At 69.3% G+C, this 18,197-nt stretch carries 20 protein-coding genes; 15 read left to right on the forward strand and 5 right to left on the reverse strand.

Features of this window, described 5'->3' with window-relative positions; all coding sequences use genetic code 11:
* Positions 1 to 657 precede the first annotated feature (657 nt).
* The 4 genes from AC08OJ_RS11140 to AC08OJ_RS11155 form a co-directional block, all read right to left on the reverse strand.
* Positions 658 to 810 carry a hypothetical protein gene (locus AC08OJ_RS11140; protein ID WP_476592693.1) on the reverse strand — a complete coding sequence of 51 codons (153 nt, stop codon included), beginning with the start codon at positions 808 to 810 and terminating at the stop codon, positions 658 to 660.
* A 159-nt stretch (positions 811 to 969) separates the two neighbouring features.
* Positions 970 to 2,271 (reverse strand): DUF445 domain-containing protein, encoded by a 1,302-nt coding sequence (locus AC08OJ_RS11145; protein WP_476595689.1) that lies wholly within the window; start codon positions 2,269 to 2,271, stop codon positions 970 to 972.
* 173 nt (positions 2,272 to 2,444) lie between these two features.
* Positions 2,445 to 2,747, reverse strand: a complete 303-nt coding sequence (locus AC08OJ_RS11150) for a DUF6343 family protein (RefSeq protein WP_476595690.1) — start codon at positions 2,745 to 2,747, stop codon at positions 2,445 to 2,447.
* Between the two features lie 144 nt (positions 2,748 to 2,891).
* Positions 2,892 to 3,665, reverse strand: a complete 774-nt coding sequence (locus AC08OJ_RS11155) for an enoyl-CoA hydratase-related protein (protein ID WP_462186581.1) — start codon at positions 3,663 to 3,665, stop codon at positions 2,892 to 2,894.
* 954 nt (positions 3,666 to 4,619) lie between these two features.
* Between AC08OJ_RS11155 and AC08OJ_RS11160 the strand changes: the two genes are divergently transcribed.
* The 15 genes from AC08OJ_RS11160 to AC08OJ_RS11230 all read left to right on the forward strand — a co-directional run bounded on the left by AC08OJ_RS11160 (position 4,620) and on the right by AC08OJ_RS11230 (position 17,363).
* Positions 4,620 to 7,643 (forward strand): sensor histidine kinase, encoded by a 3,024-nt coding sequence (locus tag AC08OJ_RS11160; protein WP_476593234.1) that lies wholly within the window; start codon positions 4,620 to 4,622, stop codon positions 7,641 to 7,643.
* Entirely contained in the window at positions 7,643 to 8,062 is a 420-nt protein-coding gene (locus AC08OJ_RS11165) for a roadblock/LC7 domain-containing protein (RefSeq protein WP_011437246.1), read from the forward strand. The genes AC08OJ_RS11160 and AC08OJ_RS11165 overlap by 1 nt, the downstream gene beginning before the upstream one ends.
* A 111-nt stretch (positions 8,063 to 8,173) precedes the next feature.
* Positions 8,174 to 8,545, forward strand: a complete 372-nt coding sequence (locus AC08OJ_RS11170; RefSeq protein WP_476593233.1) for a DUF742 domain-containing protein — start codon at positions 8,174 to 8,176, stop codon at positions 8,543 to 8,545.
* The gene (locus AC08OJ_RS11175) at positions 8,526 to 9,149 is read left to right on the forward strand and encodes a GTP-binding protein (protein WP_476593232.1); all 624 of its coding nucleotides are present in this window, start codon (positions 8,526 to 8,528) and stop codon (positions 9,147 to 9,149) included. Before AC08OJ_RS11170 ends, AC08OJ_RS11175 begins: the two co-directional genes overlap by 20 nt.
* Before the next feature lie 101 nt (positions 9,150 to 9,250).
* Positions 9,251 to 10,246, forward strand: a complete 996-nt coding sequence (locus AC08OJ_RS11180) for a LuxR C-terminal-related transcriptional regulator (protein WP_462186586.1) — start codon at positions 9,251 to 9,253, stop codon at positions 10,244 to 10,246.
* A 663-nt stretch (positions 10,247 to 10,909) separates the two neighbouring features.
* On the forward strand, positions 10,910 to 11,299 hold the full coding sequence (locus tag AC08OJ_RS11185; RefSeq protein WP_476595691.1) for a TcmI family type II polyketide cyclase: 390 nt from the start codon (positions 10,910 to 10,912) through the stop codon (positions 11,297 to 11,299).
* Positions 11,300 to 11,480: 181 nt separating this feature from the next.
* A complete protein-coding gene (locus AC08OJ_RS11190; protein WP_476593231.1) occupies positions 11,481 to 11,738 on the forward strand; it encodes an acyl carrier protein in 258 nt (85 codons plus the stop codon).
* Between the two features lie 51 nt (positions 11,739 to 11,789).
* Entirely contained in the window at positions 11,790 to 12,278 is a 489-nt protein-coding gene (locus AC08OJ_RS11195; RefSeq protein ID WP_476593230.1) for an SRPBCC family protein, read from the forward strand.
* 59 nt (positions 12,279 to 12,337) lie between these two features.
* Complete coding sequence (locus tag AC08OJ_RS11200) at positions 12,338 to 12,763, forward strand: cupin domain-containing protein (RefSeq protein ID WP_476595694.1); 426 nt, start codon at positions 12,338 to 12,340, stop codon at positions 12,761 to 12,763.
* The gene (locus AC08OJ_RS11205) at positions 12,760 to 14,067 is read left to right on the forward strand and encodes a beta-ketoacyl-[acyl-carrier-protein] synthase family protein (protein ID WP_476593229.1); all 1,308 of its coding nucleotides are present in this window, start codon (positions 12,760 to 12,762) and stop codon (positions 14,065 to 14,067) included. The genes AC08OJ_RS11200 and AC08OJ_RS11205 overlap by 4 nt, the downstream gene beginning before the upstream one ends.
* An 8-nt stretch (positions 14,068 to 14,075) precedes the next feature.
* Positions 14,076 to 15,365 carry a beta-ketoacyl synthase N-terminal-like domain-containing protein gene (locus tag AC08OJ_RS11210; RefSeq protein WP_476595692.1) on the forward strand — a complete coding sequence of 430 codons (1,290 nt, stop codon included), beginning with the start codon at positions 14,076 to 14,078 and terminating at the stop codon, positions 15,363 to 15,365.
* Between the two features lie 117 nt (positions 15,366 to 15,482).
* Positions 15,483 to 16,220 (forward strand): SDR family NAD(P)-dependent oxidoreductase, encoded by a 738-nt coding sequence (locus AC08OJ_RS11215; protein ID WP_462186591.1) that lies wholly within the window; start codon positions 15,483 to 15,485, stop codon positions 16,218 to 16,220.
* Positions 16,220 to 16,561, forward strand: coding sequence for an antibiotic biosynthesis monooxygenase family protein (locus AC08OJ_RS11220; RefSeq protein WP_462186592.1), 342 nt, complete (start codon positions 16,220 to 16,222; stop codon positions 16,559 to 16,561). The genes AC08OJ_RS11215 and AC08OJ_RS11220 overlap by 1 nt, the downstream gene beginning before the upstream one ends.
* Positions 16,562 to 16,563: 2 nt before the next feature.
* Positions 16,564 to 16,908, forward strand: a complete 345-nt coding sequence (locus AC08OJ_RS11225; protein WP_476593227.1) for an antibiotic biosynthesis monooxygenase family protein — start codon at positions 16,564 to 16,566, stop codon at positions 16,906 to 16,908.
* A 146-nt stretch (positions 16,909 to 17,054) separates the two neighbouring features.
* The gene (locus AC08OJ_RS11230) at positions 17,055 to 17,363 is read left to right on the forward strand and encodes a DUF262 domain-containing protein (protein WP_476593226.1); all 309 of its coding nucleotides are present in this window, start codon (positions 17,055 to 17,057) and stop codon (positions 17,361 to 17,363) included.
* Between the two features lie 124 nt (positions 17,364 to 17,487).
* Here AC08OJ_RS11230 and AC08OJ_RS11235 read toward each other — a convergent pair.
* Positions 17,488 to 18,197: transposase (locus tag AC08OJ_RS11235; protein ID WP_476595693.1), on the reverse strand; the 710-nt coding region annotated here is incomplete at its 5' end.

Here is an 18,197-nt window from a genome sequence, read left to right on the forward strand (position 1 = left end):
GGGCCGCGCCCGCCGGCACCGCGGCCGCCACCCCGGGCCCCGCCACCGTCCGGACCGCCGCGGCCCCGGGCCGGACGAGGCTGGCGCTGCGGGGCGTGGGACTGCTGGGCCGGGTGAGACTGGGAGTTTCCATACTGAGACAGAGGATCCGCCGATCAGGTCAGGGCCGCCATGGGTCCACCCGGACTGGATGAGGTGTTCCACACCAGTCCGCGTATCGTCCGGAGGCCGGGGGTACGGCCGGGTTTCGCGACCGGACCCACCGGCGGGTCATCCCCGCTAGGGCGCTCGCACCGACCTCGCACACCCGACCGTTCGGCCGGGCGCGGACGGCCTTGCAAGCCGTCGTTCTGTTCAAGGTACATCGCCGTCCCGCCACGCGGAGTGTGAGAGACGCCGATCCTGCGGCTGTACGTCTCGGGCTCACCCGCCGGTTCGTCCCGGGTTACTCCTTCGGGCGAGCGGGTCGCCGGCCGCGGTCCGCAGCCCCCGGTCGCGGCGGTGACGTGCCCGGCCCCACGGAAGTGGGTGGTCCCACCGGAGTGTCCGATCCCACGGCGGGGTCCGGCCCGATCGGGGAGGGCCGCCATCCAGGCCTGCAACCGGCGGGCGAGCAGCAGTCAGAGCAGCAGCGGCGCGAACGGCATCGCTGTGAGGTTAGGGGTAGACGAACGGAAAGCCGGAGTACACCGCCCCCCGTGCCGGGGGCGGGATAGGGATCGAGCCCGTGCTGCCCGGCCGCGCCGGCCGCAGGAAGACGTCGACGTCGTAGTGGCCGATCCGGGTAATCAGCCCGAACCAGACCAGCATGACCAGTCCGGCGACCAGCAGGCTGGGCCGACCGGGTGGCGTCGGCCATGGCAGTCCCCGGACGGGCTATCGGTCATCCGGGCCGGGCCGGCTCCCACGTTCGTCGCCACGGCGATCGTCCTCGTTGCCCCGCACGCTTCCTCAACCCCACCCGTTGCGTCAGAAGGCGAGTTCGGTGACCAGGTGGATGACCAGTCCCACGAGGGCACCGACGACGGTGCCGTTGATCCGGATGAACTGCAGGTCGCGACCGACGTGCAGCTCGATGCGCCGGGAGGTCTCGTCGGGCTGCCAGCGGCCGACAGTATCTCCGATGATCGCGGCGATGTCGTCCTTGTACCGGCACACCACGCGGGTGGCTGCGTTCGCCACGGTGTGGTCGACGGTGCGCGCCAGCTCCGGATCGGTGGCGAGCTGGGCGCCGAAGGCCGCGAGTTCGTCGGTCGCGCGGACCCGGGCCGTGCTGCCCGGATCGGAGGCGAGATCGAGCAGGATGCTTTTCGCCGTGGCCCACATGGCGGAGATCATCCGGTCGACCTCAGGATGGGCCAGGAGCCGGTACTTGATTTGCTCGACCTGCCGTCCCAGCGCCTCGTCGGTGCGCAGCCGGCCGGCGAAGCCGCGCAGGAACGTGTCCAGGGCGCGGCGTGCCCGGTGCTCGGGGTCGGTGCGCAGCGCCTCGGTGGAGCGCAGCGCCTCGCTGTACGCCTTGGCCGCGACCGCCTCGTCCAGCCACTTCGGCGACCAGCTTGGTGCCCGGTCCTGCACGGTGCGGGTGAAGACCTCCGGGTTCTGCTTCAACCACGTCTCGGCCTCGGTGACGATCACGTCGACCAGTCGATGGTGCAGCCGGTCCTCGACCACCCGTTCCAGCGCCATTCCGAGGGCCCCGGCCCAGGGCCGTTCGACGATGCGGGGCAGCACCGCCTTCTCGACGAGTTCGCGGACCAGGTCGTCGTTCATCCCGGAGATCATCGCGGTGAGCCGCTCCGCCGCCTCGGTCGTGACCCGTTCGGCGTGCGACGGCTGGCGCAGCCAGGCACCGACCCGGGCGGACACTCCGATGCCGTCGATCTTCTCCCGGATCACGTCCTCGGCGAGGAAGTGGGTGCCGACGAAGCTCTCCAGGCTCCGACCAAGCGCGTCCTTACGCCGAGGAATGATCGCCGTGTGCGGGATCGGGAGGCCGAGTGGGTGGCGGAACAGCGCGGTCACGGCGAACCAGTCGGCCAGTGCGCCGACCGCGCCCGCCTCGGCGGCCGCGGCCACGTACCCGATCCACCCCGGGCCACCGCGGGCCTGCCAGCGGGCGGCGAGGAGGTAGATCGTCACCACCGCGGCAAGCAGGCTGCCGGCGATGAGCCGCATCCGGCGAAGCCCGCGGCACAGGCCCGCCTCGTCGGTGGTGCCGCGCGCGAAGCCAGCCGACACCGGCCCGGAGACGCCCTCCGGATCGTTCATCGCCGCCCGTTCGGTCGGCCGCCCGTCCCGCCGCCCACTGAGATCCTCCTGCTCGTTCCGCCAGCCGGATTGGCGCGGACCGACCAGGCTGGCGGGCGAGCCTGGCGGTGTCGGACGCGACGATCCTCGGCCACCTTATGCGGGAGCACCGCCCATCTGGACCGGCGTGGGGATCATTCGGTCTGGCGCCGGATCCGTTGCTGGATGACGACCAGATCGACGATGGCGACGATGGCGAGGAAGGCGAGGACCGCGGCGCCGGCTGTCTGCCCCCGGACGGCGAAGAAACCGGCGAAGACCCCGCAGAACACCAGGCCGAACGCGGCGAGGACGCGGCGTAGCCCGAATGCGCTGCGAGCCGGGGGGAACCTCCCCGGATCGGAGGAGCCGGAGGAGAAGGCGCGGCGCCACCAAGGCCGGTGCCCGAGGGCACTACCCCGGTCGCGTTGGTGCGGCAGGGAATGGGTCACAGGCACCGGTATGCCCCGCCCGGACGGGGCGAACCGGTCGCCCTCGTCGCCGTTGCGGGGCTGGTCCTCCCGGGCCGCACGGACGGCATGGAGCGGGCCGGCACCGACGTCGGTCAGCCCTCGGTGGTCGGTCAGCTCACGGGTGGCCGGTCAGCCCTCGGCTGCCGACGTGCCGTGGCGGCCCGGCAGCCTGGCGGTCATCGCGGATCTCGCCTCGTCGCTGACGAGGCGCTCGGTGAAGATCGCGCTTTCGGCGTCGATGCGCGCCAGCACCTCCGGTGTCCCGCCGTCGTGCAGCAGGGCGCGAGCTGCCGCGAGCGCCTGCGGCGGCTGGGCCAGCAGCGCCGCCACCCGGTCGTCGACCCGGGCGCGTAGCGCTTCGGCGTCGGGAAGCACCTCGGTCACCACCCCCAGTCGGGCGGCCTCGGCCGCTCCGAGGGACTCGCCGAAGTAGACGATGCGGGCAGCGATGGCTGGCCCGACCCGGCGGGGTAGCAGGAGGGTCGACCCGAACTCGGGGATCACCCCCAGGTTGACGAACGGCATCCCGAGAGTGCTGCGCTCGGTCGCATAGACCAGGTCGCAGTGCAGCAGCAGCGTGGTCCCGATGCCCATCGCGGGCCCGTCGACCTCGGCGACGAGAAGTTTCGTGCTGCGGGCCAGCGTCCGGATGAAGGTCAGCGTCGGACCCTCCGCCCGGAGGGCGTTGGTGGCCAGAAAGTCGACCAGATCGTTGCCGGCGGTGAAGGATCCACCGCTGCCGGTCAACCGGATAACCCGGATCTCCGGGTCGGTCTCGGCCTTGTCGAACGCCTCCGTGAGGGCGACGTACATCGCCTGGGTGAGGGCGTTGCGTTTCTCCGGGCGGTTGATCCGTACCGTCAGCGTGCCCTGGCCGGGTTCGCTCTCGATCTGGCTGCTCATCCGTGTCTCCTCACCGGTCCGTCGGGTTCCTTGACCCGGCCGTGCTCCTGACCCGGTCGTGCCCAGGGGCACAGTGCCACCGGCTGGCCTCGGGTGAAAGTAGTTGTGTCACCTCCGCCGCTTCCGTGACCTCCGCCGCTTCCGCCAGCCGGGCCTCGCTCGGCGATTAACACAGCAGTTCAGCAGCAGCTCATTGGACGGGGGTTGATGGGGAGGTTCGTCGTGGAGTGGCTGTGGAGTGATTGAAGCTCTGGCGGACCGGGTAGGGCCCGATCGGCAATCGCCAACGCCTGATCGGCAATCGCCGACGGGGGTGAACCGGTGGGGCCGGGTGCCCCAATTCCCGCCCCCGGGTGTCTGCAATGTCTACAACGTCTGCAATGTCCGCAATGGGACCACTCTCCATGGTCTGGCACGAGGCGGGAGCTGCAGCCCGGGCGGGGGTCGGGTGGGCCGCGAGGGTGCGATCTGTGTGGCCTCGGATCGTGCGATGTTCTTTCGGCAACATGCCAACATGTGATGTGCTTGCGTTGTCGAGTGCGGTGTGGCCGGTTGATCGGGGCCTTCGTGGCCGCGGAGGATCTGTGCCAGTTAGCGCTGACTGCTGCCCGTCAGTGCTGGTTTGTGCGCATCGCCGTTGTTTGGTCCGGACTGCGCTCATGTAATTCGGGAGCGGGTTCCGGTTGCGCGTTGCGCGCTCGCGAATGTCCGTCGCTCGGTGCTACCTCGCCATCCTTTTGCGTTGAAGACGGGTGCCCCCAATCGGGCTAGTTCTTCACCCGCTACAGTTGTCCGCGCCCCCGGAACATTCCCCCGATGCCCGGACCGCCTACTCCAATGCGCCGGCCCGGTGTTGTCATCTGTGGTCTTCCGGTGACATGTCCCGATGGAACTCGACTACTCACCCTCCGCACACGAGGCACTCGACTCCCGGGTGCCGGACGAGAGGACCGGATGCTCCAGAATTGGCCCATCCGCTCGAAGCTAGTGGTGATTCTCGTCGTCCCCCTGGCTGCGCTCGCGGTACTGAGCGCGATACACGTGCAGGGGAACGTCGACAACGTGCGGGTCGCCAACCGCATCAAGGCACTCGCCGACTTCTCGATCAAAAGCAACGATCTGGTCCAGGCCCTGCAGGTCGAGCGGTACGCCACGAACTCCTATGTCGGTTCCAACTACATGGCCGTCGCTCAGGGGCAGGCGGCGCTCGCCGCCCGCGGCCCGGTGGACCAGGCCCTGGCCGTCTATCGGGCCGGTGAGGCGGCGCTGCCCGCGGCGGGTCGTGACACCCTGGCGACCACGCTCGCGTCGATCTCGGAACGCCTCGGCAAGCTCCCGGCGCAGCGCAAGGCGATCGACGCGCACCAGGCGCAGGTGGACCAGAACATTGCTTTCTACTTGGGTGCCGTGGACGACCTCCTCGCCCTCAACGCCCAGGTGGCGGCCGGAAGCCGCAACACCTCGTTGGTCAACGGTGCCACCGCACTGGTGAGTATCGCGCAGGCCAAGGAGCAGGTCGCCCACCAACGCGGCGCCGTCGTCCGCGTGATCATCCTCCAGCAGACAGATGTGGCCACGCTGCGGGAGATCCAGACCAGGACCGGGGCGGAGGATGCCTGGCTGGCCCAGTTCCGCACCACGGCCACGGCGGACGAGCAGGAGTTCTACAACGTGACGGTCGGCCGGACGATCTCGGCCGCCGGGACATTGCGTGACGGCACGGTTAACGCCGTACAGAACGGCCAGCCGCTGACCGTTACCCCGCAGATCTGGCTGCAGACCTCCGACGCGAAGATCAATGCGATGCGGCAGGTCGAACGCCGGGTCGCGGCCGATCTCGGGACGGCCAGCGCGAACATCACCAGTTCGGCCACCCGAGACGCGCTTGTCAGCGGTATCGGCGTGGCGCTGGTGCTCGTGGTGTCGGTGGTGATTTCTCTCCTGGTGGCGAGCCCGATGATCCGGGACCTACGCCGACTGCGCCGCGGCGCCCTCGAAGTCGCGAACGAGCGGCTGCCCGGAGTCGTCGACCGTCTGCACCGCGGGTCGCCGGTGGACGTGGCCGAGGAGGAATTCCCGGTCGAGGTCCGGAGCAAGGACGAGATCGGTCAGCTCGCCGAGGCGTTTGGCACCGTGCACGCGGTGGCCGTGCGGACCGCGGTGGAGCAGGCCGCGATGCGCAAGAGCATCGGGGACACGTTCCTCAACCTCGCCCGCCGCAGCCAGGCACTCATTCACCGCCAGCTCAAGGTGATCGACGCCTTGGAGCGCAAGGAGACCGACCCGGACGAGCTGGAGGAGCTCTTCCGTCTCGACCACCTCGCCACCCGTATGCGCCGGCACGCCGAGGACCTCATCGTGCTGTCCGGCTCCAAGCCAGCCCGTGGTTGGCGCCGGCCTGTCCCGGTCAAGGACGTCGTCCGTGGCGCCGTCGCCGAGGTGGAGGACTACACCCGGGTCCAGGTGATGTCGATCGACGGAGGGGCCATCAGCGGTCACGCCGTCGGTGACGTCATCCACATGCTCGCCGAGCTGATCGAGAACGCCACTTGCTTCTCCCCGCCCCACACGCCGGTGCATGTCTCCGGGCACGAGGTATCGAACGGCTTCGTGATCGAGATCGAGGACCGCGGGCTGGGCATGAGTCCGGAGGAGTTCGACGCCGTGAACGAGCGGCTGGCCAACCCGCCCCCCTTCGACCTGTCGACCAGCGAGCGTCTCGGCCTGTTCGTTGTCGGTCGGCTCGCCGAGCGGCATTCCATCTCGGTGAAGCTGCGGTCCTCGCCGTATGGCGGCACGATGGCTATCGTCCTGGTGCCGACCACGCTGCTGCGGCAGGTCGACCCCGACGGGGAGGCCCGGCCGGAGCCCACGCAGATCGCCCCGCCGCTTGCCATGACGCGGGTTCCGGCTCTCGACGGCCCGGCCATCGACGAGGACCGGTTCCGCGGGTCGCTGGTGGACGCGGACGGCGACCTCGCCGGTCCCCCCGCGCTCTCCGAGGACGCGGCCGCGGCTGCGCACGGTCAGGACGAAACGCTCATCGACGATCTGCCGGTTTTCGCCACGGTGCGATCGAGCTGGTTCGTCGCCGACCGCCCGCGGCACCGTTCCAACGGCAGGCGTTCGGACGCTCCGCCGCGTCCCTTGACCCCGCGTTCCGACCCGGACAGCGGGCCGGGCGAGGAGCCCGGCTCCCGCGGCTTCGCTACCCCCCCGCCGCTGCCGTCGCGCCGTTCGCGTGGCGGCCGCAGGGCCGCGGGGGACCAGCCCCACCAGGCTGTCCCGGGCTACCCCCAGACGCCCGGGTCGGACGACCCCGACGGCCCGCCGGCCCGTCCGGGGCAGGACGAATCTTTCCGGGACGAACCCTTCCCGGAGGAACCCTTCCGGGGTGGGCCCCTCCGGGACGGACGGGACGTCCCCGGTCCGGGTGGCCACAACGGTGCGCCCGGCTCCGGCTATGGCGGCGACGGCGGACCCGGCGGCCGTGTCACCTCGCTGTTCGGTGACAGCCCCATGGCCAGGGAGCGGTCGCGCGGTGGTGACCTCGGCTCCGCCGACCCGGGGGAGGCCACCCGAACCGATCCGTTCACCTCACCGCTGGGCCGGCCGGTGGGGTACTCCGGGGGATTCCACCGCGAGGACGCCCCCGCCATGGGCCAGACGGTCGTCCCCCTCGGACGCCCGGCGCCTTCGGCCCGTTCAGACGAGCCCGCCGAGCCGGCCGGGCCTGGCGCGGACGGCCAGCCGCCCGTCAGTTTCACCGAGGTGGGCCTGCCCAAGCGCACCCGGCGGGCCAGTCTCGCGCCGCAGCTTCGCCGGGACATTCCCGAGGAGAGTTCCGGAATGCTCGCCGCGCAACGGAGCCCGGAAGAGATCCGCAGTATGATGTCGTCCTTCCAGAACAACTTTGGTCGTGGTCTGGCGGACGGCCAGGTTTCGAACGACGGTGACGATGTAGGAAAGGTGACCTGATGCGTCCACTGGGGCCGTCCGAGAACATGAGCTGGTTGCTCAACAACCTCGTCAAGAAGGTGCCCGAAGTCACCTATGTGATTGCGCTTTCCTCCGACGGGTTGTTGCTCGCCACCTCGTACGGGATGGACCGGGCGACCGCCGACCAACTGGCCGCGGTAGCCTCCGGATTCAACAGCCTGGCGCGCGGCGCGGGTCGTTTCTTCGGGGGTGGAAACGTTCGGCAGACCATTGTCGAGATGGACGAGGGATTCCTGTTCGTCACCGCGGTGGGGGACGGATCGTGCCTGGCCATTCTCAGCAGCCCCGGCGCGGACATCGGTCTCATCGCCTACGAGATGGCGCTGCTGGTGACCCGGGTCGGCGAGTTCCTCACCCCGGAACTCCGGGCTCAGATGCAGTCCGCGCTGCCACTCTGACCTCGGCCCGGCGATCGGGTGGGGGTCCGATCGGTTGGTGGGTCAGCCGGTTGCCCTCTGCGCCATCACCGACCGGATGACAGCAGAATTCTCAAGGCAGGAGGACCGGATATGTCGCGCGATGACGAATGGTTCGACGAAGAGGCTGGTCCGGTCGTCCGCCCCTACGCTGTCACCGGGGGCCGGACACGGCCGACGAACCAGACGTTGGAGCTGGTCGCGTTGGTGACCACCACGCCCAACGGCCGGCTGATGATGCGGACGCTGGAGCATGAGCAGCGCGCCATCGCGCTGTTCTGCCAATGCGTGCAGTCGATCGTGGAGATCTCTGCTCGGCTGAATCTGCCGGTCGGGGTCGCGCGGGTCCTCGTCGGCGACATGCTCGACGCCGGCCTGGTAACCGTGACCCGACCGGCCCGACCCTCCGACCGCCCTTCCATTGCCCTCATCGAAAAGGTGCTCGATGGACTACAGGCCCTCTAGGACGGGGTCGCCGGAAACGGCGCCGCCACATCCGGTAAAAATCATCATCGCCGGCGGATTCGGAGTCGGGAAGACGACGTTCGTCGGTTCGGTGAGCGAAATTCAGCCCCTCACCACGGAGGCTGCGATGACGGCCGCAAGCATAGGGATCGACGACACCAGCGCGGTCGGCTCGAAGACGACGACCACGGTCGCGATGGACTTCGGTCGGATCACGCTTCTCAATAGTATTATTCTCTACCTTTTCGGCACCCCGGGCCAGGACCGGTTCTGGTTCATGTGGGATGAGCTCGTCCTCGGCGCGATCGGCGCGGTGGTCCTGGTGGACACGCGGCGGCTGGCCGACTCCTTTCCGGCCATCGACTACTTCGAGGAGCGCGACATCCCGTTCCTCATCGCGCTGAACCGGTTCGACGGTGCGCGGGAGTACCGGGCGGAGGACGTCCGGGCGGCGTTGGACCTCGATCCGCGCCGTCCGGTGGTGTTCTGCGACGCCCGGCAGCGGGAGTCGGTCCGGCAGTCCCTGGTGTCGCTGGTCCGCCACGCCCTCGACGTGGTGTCCGCGGAGACGTCCCGGTCGGGCCTGCCCCAGCGGTCGGGGTGAGCGGCCGCGTCGGTCCGGTGGGCACGACTGGTCCGGTGGGCACGACTGGTCCGGTCGGCGTCCGTCGGCCACGTCCCGATCCTGCTCCGAGGAAGGGGAAGGTGCTCGATCTCTTCGGTATCGATGAGGTCACCCTGGCCGCCTATCGGCTGTGGCTGTGCCACGAGGTCCTGAGCGTGCCCGAGGTGGCGGAGATGCTCGGCGAGCCGCTGGTCGCCGCGGGGCGGGCGCGTGATCGTCTGGTCGAGCTGGGTCTGCTGCTGCCCTCGCGCGAACGGGCCGGTCACTACGTCGCGGTGCATCCCGAAGCCGGGCTCGACCACCTGCTCCAGGCGCAGCACGAGCAGCTGATCCGTCGCCATGAGCGGCTGCTCCTGGCCCGGGCGCAGATCAGCTCCTTCGTCTCGGACTACCTGGAGAGCCGTCCCGGCGGGGACACCGTCGAGGTAAGGCGGATAGACGGCGCCGACCAGGCCCGTGCGGAGCTGCTCGCGATCGTCGGGCGAGCCGAGCGGGAGGTGCTCGCGCTGCACACCCGGCGCGAGTGGTCCTCGGCCCTGACTCGCGAGGTGATGCCGGTCGAACTGCGCGCGTTGCGGCGTGGCGTGGTGATGCGCAGCGTCCTGCCCCGGTCGATGCGCCTGGACGAGCTCGGCGCCGGCTATGTGCGGACCGTGGCGGCGCATGGCCTGGACGCCCGGATGATCGACGATCCCCGGCTGGACGCCACCGCGGTCGACGGGCGGATCGGCCTGGTCCGACTGGGCCGGGGGTTCGCGACCGGCCAGACCCTGCTCGTGCGCACCCCGGAGCTGACCGCCCTGCTGCTCACCCTGTTCGAACAGGTCTGGGAGGCCGCCGAACCGCTGAGCAGCGAGGCGATAGCCGCTCCCGGGGACGGTGACGACGCGCCGAGCGACACCGAACGGCTGCTGCTGCGTCTGCTCAGCCTCGGAATGAAGGACGAGGCGGCCGCGCGCCACCTGGGCGTCTCCGTCCGCACCGTGCGTCGCATGATCGCCGATCTGATGGCACGGTTGAACGCCCGTAGCCGGTTCCAGGCGGGTACCCTCGCCGCGCAACGCGGCTGGCTCTGAACGGGCCGGTTCTGAACATCTGGCTCCGAACAGCCGGCTTTCGCGCCGCGGCGGCCCTCCGGCGATAGTCCCGGTCAGGTGAGAGCGGCCGACGTCGGCCAGACGAGGCCCCGGCTCCCCGACCAGAAAACACCATACTCGACCAGGCCGAGGCCGAGCGTGGACGACGTGGTTCCCACGAGATCGAGATCCCGGCTCTCCTCCGGTGGCCTATCGACCACCCCCGGGCACCGGGAAGCCCGCTCACGGTGGTTGTAGCCACGTTGTTCTTCTTGTGTGTGTCAGTTGGCATTTGATTGCCAGGGCAACTTGCTGCCAGGGGAAATCCAGGACAGCCGCGCCGCGTGGCCCCATGCTCTCGATGAGTCAAAGAAGCTGCCTGCTTCAGAAAGGCTGGCTGCTTCAGAAGGGTCGCTGGGCTGCCTCAGAAGGGTTGCCGGATGGGAAGCGGTGGTCGCGCACCGGTCACTCCTGCCTGGCTTCATGTTCGTCGGCGGATTCCCCCTGTCACCTGTAACGCGGCGCAAGGTGCCGAGGTCGGTCCGTCAGGGCCGGTCCGCCCAGCTGCCCATGCACACGGTACCCGTGCTTGCCATGCACGCGGTACCCGTGCTTGCCTGGGGTCAAACACACGTTTCCCAAGAACATGTCGAGGAGATTCTCGTGCCCTCAGCCACCGGTCCCTCGGTTACCGGTCCGCAGAACCCCGCCACGCCGTCCGGAGGCCAGTCACACCGGACTCTCATCGTGGCCAGGATGAACCCTGCCGACGCTCCCGCCATCGCGGCGACCTTCGCCGAGTCCGATGCCGGAGAACTACCCGGAATCGTGGGTGTGACCAGGCGTGACCTGTTTCACTTCCATGGCCTTTACCTTCATCTGATCGAGGCTCCGACTAACGTCAGGAACACCGTCGAGAACGTCCATGAGCATCCGCTGTTCGTCGACGTGAGCAACAAGCTCGGGAAATACGTCTCCGCCTACGACCCGGAGACCTGGCGCATCCCCGGGGACGCGATGGCGCAGAGTTTCTATTGGTGGACGGCCGGCTGAGCCCCCCGGTACACCACCGGGCTCCTGATACACGGCCGGGTTCCTGTACACCGCCAGAGTACCGGGCCCGCCGGCTGCGGCCGCGGCCGGTCATCAGCGACTGCATCCTCGATTCCGCCCACAGGTACGCCCAGTTTTTCATGTGAACCCCGAAACCCGAAAATGAAAAAGGGAGTACGACATGCCCCGGCAATGGTCGGCCGATGCCCTGCTTGACTTCCTGGTCGAACAGGCCGGTCTGCCCTCGGACGAGCGGCCGACGGACCTGGACGTGACCTTCATCGACATCGGCCTCGACTCGCTCGCCTACCTCCAGCTTTCGGCAGAGGTGGCCGGGACCTTCGGGGTGGACCTCCCGGCCGAGCTGCCGGAGAGCTGGACCCTCGCCGAGATCCTGGCCACGGTGAACGCGGCTCTCGACCAGCACGAGACGGTCTGAATCCGCCGTTAGTTTCCACGTCCCCTACCTTCCAGGTCGACCGGAGCCGACGTGAGCGGGCACACTGACAACTCGATTTTCATCGATGCCGACATTGAAACCGTCTGGACCATCACCAACGATCTGAAATCCTGGCCGGACCTCTTTACCGAATACGCCTCGGTAGACATTCTTGAGCACCACGAGAACACCTTCAAGTTTCGCCTGACCATGCATCCCGACGAGAACGGGACGGCGTGGAGTTGGGTGTCCAAGCGGACACTCGACCCGGCCACCCGGCAGGTGCGCGCGTACCGCGTCGAGACCGGCCCGTTCGAGTACATGCACATCCACTGGAGCTACACGCCGGAGGGCACCGGCACCCGCATGCGCTGGGTGCAGGACTTCCACATGCGCCCGTCGGCGCCGGTGAACGACGAGCAGATGACCAACCGCATCAACACCAACACCGCCCGCGAGATGTCGGTGATCCGGGAGAAGGTCGAGCGGGCCGCCGCCGAGCTGCCCCCGGTCTCCCTCGCGCTGCCGGAACAAGTCTGAGGAGAACGAGACCGGTGACTTCCGTGACAGCGATTCCGAAGGTTCTCTGCATTCACGACATGACCCCCAACCGTCGGCGCGGCGGTGACGTCCGCACGCTGCTCTCCCCGGTGACCGTGGGTTCGACCTCGGGTTTTTTCGGCACCCTGACCCTCCAGCCGGGTGAGGTGGTGACCGAACACCTGCACCCCTACTCGGAAGAGTTCTTCTACTGCGTGCGCGGCATTGTGACCGCCCGACTGGACGGTCAGTATCAGGACCTGCCGGCCGACCACGGGGTGTGCATCCCGATCGGGATGCGCCACCGCGTCGTCAACACCGGCGAGGAGACCGCCTTCCTCGTCTTTCACCTCAGCCCGCTGGCACCCCGGCCCGATCTCGGCCACGTCGACACCGAGGTACCGCTAGACCCGGACGCCCCGTACGCTCCGGTCGCCCCGTCGGCACCCACCGTCGACGCCTTGCCCCACGGGTCCGGACAGTGAGCGGACCAAGACGGACGGCGGTCACCGGGATCGGGGTGGTCGCCCCCGGCGGGGTCAACCGCAAGGAGTTCTGGACCCTGCTGACCGACGGCCGTACCGCGACGCGGCGACTGTCGTTCTTCGACCCGACCCAGTTCCGTTCCCAGGTGGCCGCCGAGTGCGACTTCGACCCGGCGACGGCCGGCCTGACCGCCCGGGAGATTGCGCGTAACGACCGGTTCGTGCAGTTCGCCTTGGCCGCGGCGTTGGAGGCGGTCGAGGACAGCGGCCTGGACCTGCGGGGCGGCGGTGATGGCGGGGACGGCGGTGATGCCGGGGACGGTTCCGGGGACGGCCCGATCGTCGGCGTCAGCATCGGCAGCGCGGTGGGCGCGACCACTCGCCTGGAGAACGAGTACGTCGAGGTCTCCGACAGCGGGCGGGACTGGGAGGTTGATCCCCGGTACGCCAGCTCGTTCCTCTACCACGCGATGGTGCCGAGCTGCCTGGCCACCGAACTGGCCTGCCGGTTCGGCACGCACGGCCCCGCCTTCGTGGTCTCCACCGGCTGCACCTCGGGCATCGACGCGGTCGGCTACGGCCATCAGCTCATCGTCGACGGCGAGGCCGACATTGTCATCGCCGGTGCCTCCGACGCGCCGATCTCCCCGATCTCGATGGCGTCCTTCGACGCGATCCGCGCGACGACGGCCCGCAACGACGACCCCGAACACGCCTCCCGTCCCTTCGACGCCAGCCGGGATGGCTTCGTGATGGGGGAGGGCTGCGCCGTCCTCATCCTGGAGGAGCTCACCGCCGCCCGGTCGCGCGGTGCGCACATCTACTGCGAGGTGGGTGGGTACGCCTCGCGCTCGAACGCGTTCCACATGACCGGACTGCGCCCCGACGGGGTCGAGATGGCCGAGGCGATCCGGGTCGCGATGGACGCGGCGCGGGTCGGAGCCGACGACATCGACTACATCAACGCGCACGGATCGGGCACCAAGCAGAACGATCGGCACGAGACGGCCGCCTTCAAACGTTCGCTGGGACAGCGGGCGTATGACATCCCGGTCAGCTCGATCAAGTCGATGATCGGGCACTCGCTGGGCGCGATCGGGTCGATCGAGATCGCTGCCTGCGCCCTGGCGATCGAGAATGACGTCATCCCCCCCACCGCCAACTGGACCACCCGCGACCCCGAGTGCGATCTCGACTACGTCCCGAACATCGCCCGGGACCACGCTGTCGACGTGGCCCTGTCGGTCGGCAGTGGTTTCGGTGGCTTCCAGTCGGCGATCGTCCTCGCCGCCCCGACGCGATGAACGCCGCCATGGAGGCCTCCGCCGCGACGGCCGCGGGGCCCGCCCACCGAGACGGTTCGCCGCAGGCCCCGGTCCGGCCGGTCGTCACCGGGCTCGGCGTCCTCGCGCCCAGCGGCATCGGGACGGAGGAGTACTGGGCGTCGACCCTGCGCGGCGAGTTGAAGATCGCGCCGATCAGCCGGTTCGACACCACCTGGTACGACGCCACCCTCGCTGGAGAGGTCGCCGGTTTCGCGGTGGAGGACCACGTCGACAAGCGGTACATCGTCCAGACCGACCGGTGGACCTGGTTCGGGATGGCCGCGTCGCGCATCGCCATGGCCGATGCGCGCTACGACCCCGCCGCGCACGATCCGTATGCGACCTCGGTGGTGTTCGGCAGCGGGTCGGGCGGTGTCGACATCGGACAGCGCGAGCTGGGACGGCTGTGGACCCGGGGCCGCACCGCGGTGAGCGTCTATCAGTCGATCGCCTGGTTCTACGCGGCGACGACCGGGCAGACCTCGATCCGGTATGGTCTGAAGGGGCCGTCGGGGGTCCTGGTCAGTGACGGTGCCGGCGGAATCGACAGCCTCGCCCAGGCCCGGCGGATTATCCGCCGCGGCACGCCGACGGTGCTCGCCGGGGGGGCCGAGGCGAGCCTGACGCCTTATGCGATCACCGGCCATCTGTCCAGCGGCCGGGTCAGCACCGCGACCGTTGCTGCGGACGGCTACAAGCCGTTCGACGTCCGGGCGAACGGTTACCTGCCCGGTGAGGGTGGCGCGACGCTCGTGCTCGAGGATCCGGCCGCCGCCGCCGCCCGGGGAGCCCCGCACGTCTACGGCGAGATCGCCGGCTACGCCGCGACGCACGACGCCGCCCACCACGAACGCCCCGCCCCGGACGTGCGCTGGCTCGCCACCGCGATGCGCCGGGCCCTGCGCGACGCCGGCCTCACCCCGGACGACGTCGATGTCGTCTTCGCGGACGGCGCAGGTTCACCGGACCTCGATGCCCAGGAGGCGGCGGCGATCCGCGCGGTCTTCGGCGCCCGGACGGTCCCGGTGACGGCGCCGCAGGGCTTCGTCGGCCGGCTCCTCGCCGGCGGCTCGGCGTTGACGGTGGCCGCGGCGTTGCTGTCCATCCGGGACGGGGTCATCCCGGCGGTGGGCAACCTCGACACCCCCGATCCGGCCCATGGGCTCGACCTCGTGCGTACGCCCCGGCGTGCACCCGTGCGGGTGGTGCTGGTGAACGCCCGTGGCTACGGCGGTTTCAACAGCAGCCTCGTGGTTCGCGCCGTCGGTCCCCGCTGAGGGCGTACCCACCCGTACCGCCTGCCCCTGCCCGCTCACCTCACGACCCCTCACCTCACGACCCCTCGGCAGCCGACACCTCGACAGCCGACACCTCGACACAGGAGACAGTCAGCGATGTTCTCAGACCTGGCCGGGCGACGCGCCCTGGTTACCGGCGGTACCCGCGGCATCGGACGGGCCGTGGTGCTCGGCCTCGCCCGAGCCGGTGCGACGGTCGTTGCCGGCCACCAGCGCCAGACCGAGGATGCCGAGAGCCTGCGCCGCGAACTCAAGGACACCGGCGGCGACCATCTGCTCGTCCAGGCCGACGTCGCCGATCCGGGCCAGATCACTGAGCTCGTCGAGGCCACCGGCACCCACCTGGGCGGCCTCGACATCGTCGTGAACAACGTCGGCACGATCAGCCACATCCCCTACGCGCAGCTGCCCCTGGACGAGTGGACGCAGGTGCTGACCACCAACCTCACCGCCACTCACCTCGTCACGCAGGGCGCGTTGCCGCTGCTGGGGGACTCCGGCTCGGTGATCAACATCGGGTCCGGCTCCGGGGTGGTCGGTCTGCCGCTGCGGGCCCACTACACCGCGGCGAAGACCGGCCTGATCGGACTGACCCGCTCGCTGTCCAAGGAGCTCGGTGTCCGCGGCATCCGGGTGAACCTGGTCTCCCCAGGAGTCATCGAGACCCACCATGCCGAGGGCATCGACCCGGCCGTCAAGGCGGCCTACACCAACCGCATCCCGCTGGGACGCATCGGGACGGCCGAGGAGGTCGCCGCGGTCGTCCTGTTCCTGGCCAGCGACGTGTCGTCCTACGTCAACGGCGCCACCTTTGCCGTGGACGGAGGCATCTGATGGCCTCGACCCCGCCTTTTCGGATCATGCTGACAATGCGGATCCACCCCGGCCGGGAGGTCGAGTTCGAGCAGACCTGGCTGCGGATCGGCGACGCGGTCACCTCGCACCCGGCGAACCTCGGGCAGTGGCTGATCCGCTCGGAGGACGAGCCGAGCACGTACTACATCGTCAGTGACTGGGTTGACGAGGAGCAGTTCCGCGAGTTCGAGCACAGCGAGCGTCACCTGGTGCACCGCAAGGCGCTGCACCCGCTGCGCGCCAGCAGCTCGATGGTCACCGGTACCGTCGTCGCCCAGCTGGCCGGCACGGCTTCCCTGACCGTTCCGGCGGGAAGCTGACCGTGGCCGGCCCGGCGAAGGTTCGGGTCACGCTGTGGGCGGTTAACCCGCCCGGCGATCCCGGCGCGGTGGAGCGGGCTTACCACGAGATCAGCTCCAAGCTGGTCGGCACGCCTGGCCTGCTCGGTAACACGCTGCACCGGTCGGCGGCGGACCCGTCCCGGTTCGCGGTGGTCAGCGTCTGGGCGAGCATGGCCGAGTTCAACGTGTGGGAACAGGGGGCGGAGCACCGCGGGACGACCTCACCGCTGCGTCCCCTGCAGGACCCGCAGCGCCCTCCAATGATCGACATCGAGGTCGCCGCGTACGGCCCGGACGGGCCCTTCGGGGACGATCTCACGGATTGATCATCAAGGTCCAGTAGTCGAGGTCCGGTGGCTGGGAACCGATCGTCGCCGCGGCTGTGCCGTGCGTCAGCCCCACCGCCCGTTCGGGCGGTGGGGCTGACGCACGTGGACCACGAAGAACGTCTTCCGGATGATCTACGGATATCATGGTGGGCGTGGACGAGTCATCCCGCCGGTCCGACGCGGCGCGATTCAAGATTGAGGAGCTTCTGGATAACGCCAGGCATGGCCAGATCCGGATTCCTCGATTCCAGCGTGGGCTTCGTTGGATGTCGTCCGATGTCGAGAAGCTCTTTGACAGTATTTATAAGGGTTTTCCGATCGGCACACTTCTCTTCTGGCGCCGGGCTCCCCCGGCTGGAACCGTGGAGATCGGCCCGATAAGGATAGCGGCGAACGCTCGTTCAGACCTAGATCCGCCAGTAGTGCCGGCTTGCATGATCAAAATTCGGTGATCTTCCCTTTTCGGGTTTGTTGATGTTGTTTTCGACGGCTGGGCAGGGTGAAGGCCCGGCTGTCGTGCCGGGTGAGCGCCGGGTCCACGGCCCGGGGGCGTGTTCCGCGTAGAGAACGGGCTGGTCAGACGGCCGCGGGCAGGGCGCGCAGCCGGGCGAGGGCGGTGGTTAGGTGCTGGTCGCGGCCGGGTGGCAGGCGCAGGATCAGTTGGCCTGCGTGGCGGGTGACCCGGCCGGGGATGGTGATCAGTTCGTGGCGGAGCCGGTCGCCGTGCGCGCGCCCGGCGCGCTGGTCGAACCCGGTGAGCGTCTGGAGCAGGGTGGACAGCCAGCCGGCGAGGATCGCGGCCCACGTCCAGACGGTGTTGATGGTCGGGTCGGCTGAGGGCAGGTGGCGTAGGCCGGCGCCGAGTTTGTGGTCTTTGATCTGGGTCTCGATGTCGGCGTGGCCGCGGAACCAGTGCTCGAGCGCGACGATGTCTGGCCCGTCGTTGGCGGGGATGTTCGTGACGATGAAGCTGACCGCCCAGGCATGGTCGACGATTCCGTCGAGCGCGAGGGTGAGCTGGGCTTTCGGGATGGTGCGCCGCCGCCGTGAGCGGGGGTCGGTGGAGATCTCGGTGGCGGGGACCTTCACCCGGCGGATGATCGTGTAGGTGCCGGGCGGCCAGCCGGTCGGAGCGTAGCTACTGGTGGCGACCTGGGCGCCGGTCATGTCCCGCGCGTCCGTCCAGGACGTCTCCTCGACGGCGGCGTAGGCGCGCCAGAACGCGGAGTTACGCGGCGCGGCGATTGCGAAGTCCATCCCCGCGGCCAGGACGAGCCTCAATGCCG

It is taken from the genome of Frankia sp. CgKIO3, assembly GCF_977946435.1.

What these genes read in the sequence shown, in the direction of transcription:
- AC08OJ_RS11160 (WP_476593234.1), top strand. Translation starts at nt 4,620, where the DNA reads ATGCTCCAGAATTGGCCCATCCGCTCGAAGCTAGTGGTGATTCTCGTC.
- AC08OJ_RS11220 (WP_462186592.1), top strand. Translation starts at nt 16,220, where the DNA reads ATGGCCTCGACCCCGCCTTTTCGGATCATGCTGACAATGCGGATCCAC.
- AC08OJ_RS11155 (WP_462186581.1), bottom strand. Translation starts at nt 3,665, where the DNA reads ATGAGCAGCCAGATCGAGAGCGAACCCGGCCAGGGCACGCTGACGGTA.
- AC08OJ_RS11165 (WP_011437246.1), top strand. Translation starts at nt 7,643, where the DNA reads ATGCGTCCACTGGGGCCGTCCGAGAACATGAGCTGGTTGCTCAACAAC.
- AC08OJ_RS11145 (WP_476595689.1), bottom strand. Translation starts at nt 2,271, where the DNA reads ATGAACGATCCGGAGGGCGTCTCCGGGCCGGTGTCGGCTGGCTTCGCG.
- AC08OJ_RS11175 (WP_476593232.1), top strand. Translation starts at nt 8,526, where the DNA reads ATGGACTACAGGCCCTCTAGGACGGGGTCGCCGGAAACGGCGCCGCCA.
- AC08OJ_RS11210 (WP_476595692.1), top strand. Translation starts at nt 14,076, where the DNA reads ATGGAGGCCTCCGCCGCGACGGCCGCGGGGCCCGCCCACCGAGACGGT.
- AC08OJ_RS11140 (WP_476592693.1), bottom strand. Translation starts at nt 810, where the DNA reads ATGCTGGTCTGGTTCGGGCTGATTACCCGGATCGGCCACTACGACGTC.
- AC08OJ_RS11190 (WP_476593231.1), top strand. Translation starts at nt 11,481, where the DNA reads ATGCCCCGGCAATGGTCGGCCGATGCCCTGCTTGACTTCCTGGTCGAA.
- AC08OJ_RS11200 (WP_476595694.1), top strand. Translation starts at nt 12,338, where the DNA reads ATGACCCCCAACCGTCGGCGCGGCGGTGACGTCCGCACGCTGCTCTCC.
- AC08OJ_RS11170 (WP_476593233.1), top strand. Translation starts at nt 8,174, where the DNA reads ATGTCGCGCGATGACGAATGGTTCGACGAAGAGGCTGGTCCGGTCGTC.
- AC08OJ_RS11215 (WP_462186591.1), top strand. Translation starts at nt 15,483, where the DNA reads ATGTTCTCAGACCTGGCCGGGCGACGCGCCCTGGTTACCGGCGGTACC.
- AC08OJ_RS11230 (WP_476593226.1), top strand. Translation starts at nt 17,055, where the DNA reads ATGGTGGGCGTGGACGAGTCATCCCGCCGGTCCGACGCGGCGCGATTC.